The organism is Geomonas diazotrophica (assembly GCF_018919385.1).
Lineage (GTDB): Bacteria > Desulfobacterota > Desulfuromonadia > Geobacterales > Geobacteraceae > Geomonas > Geomonas diazotrophica.
This window is the reverse complement of the sequence record NZ_JAHLMF010000045.1, coordinates 1-701: the sequence shown is the minus strand read 5'-3', so window position 1 is coordinate 701 and position 701 is coordinate 1. Positions and strand designations below refer to the sequence as shown.

Below are 701 nucleotides of genomic sequence, written 5' to 3'. Positions count from 1 at the left end.
ACGCCCTTAGTAGCTTGACCATAAAAAAACTGTAAATGATCTCACTGCCATGCATACTTCCCGAAACGACTTACGTCATTTCGGTTGCTACCTACATTCACTACTATGCAATTGTCAAAGAACGGTTTTAATGCCCGCCTACGCCAAACGCCTTCGCTTACGCTACGGCGGCTTCGGTGGGCATTTTTCCGCTTGCGCGGAAAAAATGGTGGAGGTGAACGGGATCGAACCGATGACCCCCTGCGTGCAAGGCAGGTGCTCTCCCAGCTGAGCTACACCCCCATTTTCAAAATGGGTACTCGATGAAAATGGTGGGCCTAGGTGGACTCGAACCACCGACCTCACGATTATCAGTCGTGTGCTCTAGCCAGCTGAGCTACAGGCCCCAATCAGTAACGACGATGCACTCGTCGTGAGCCTGGCAGTCATCGCTAACCATTCATCTTGAAATTGTAGAGAACAAAAAGACCGAGAGGCAAATGCCTCGCGGGCTTGGTCCTTCAAAACTAAATAGTAGACAGTATTTGCGAATTGACCTGGATAACCATGACCAGCATCTTACGTGGCCGAAGCCACAGGCTGGTTAGGCTCCTTAGAAAGGAGGTGATCCAGCCGCAGGTTCCCCTACGGCTACCTTGTTACGACTTCACCCCAGTCACCGGCCATTCCTTAGGACGCTGCCTCCCTTGCGGGTTAGCTCA

The 701-nt window shown here is 51.8% G+C and carries 2 tRNA genes and 1 rRNA gene; all 3 read right to left on the bottom strand.

The annotated features are described in order from the left end of the window. Positions 1 to 206: 206 nt before the first annotated feature. A tRNA-Ala gene (locus KOM00_RS20480) sits at positions 207 to 282 on the bottom strand. 27 nt (positions 283 to 309) lie between these two features. Next, positions 310 to 386, bottom strand: a tRNA-Ile gene (locus KOM00_RS20475). Between the two features lie 210 nt (positions 387 to 596). Continuing rightward, positions 597 to 701, bottom strand: a 16S ribosomal RNA gene (locus tag KOM00_RS20470); the annotation flags it as partial.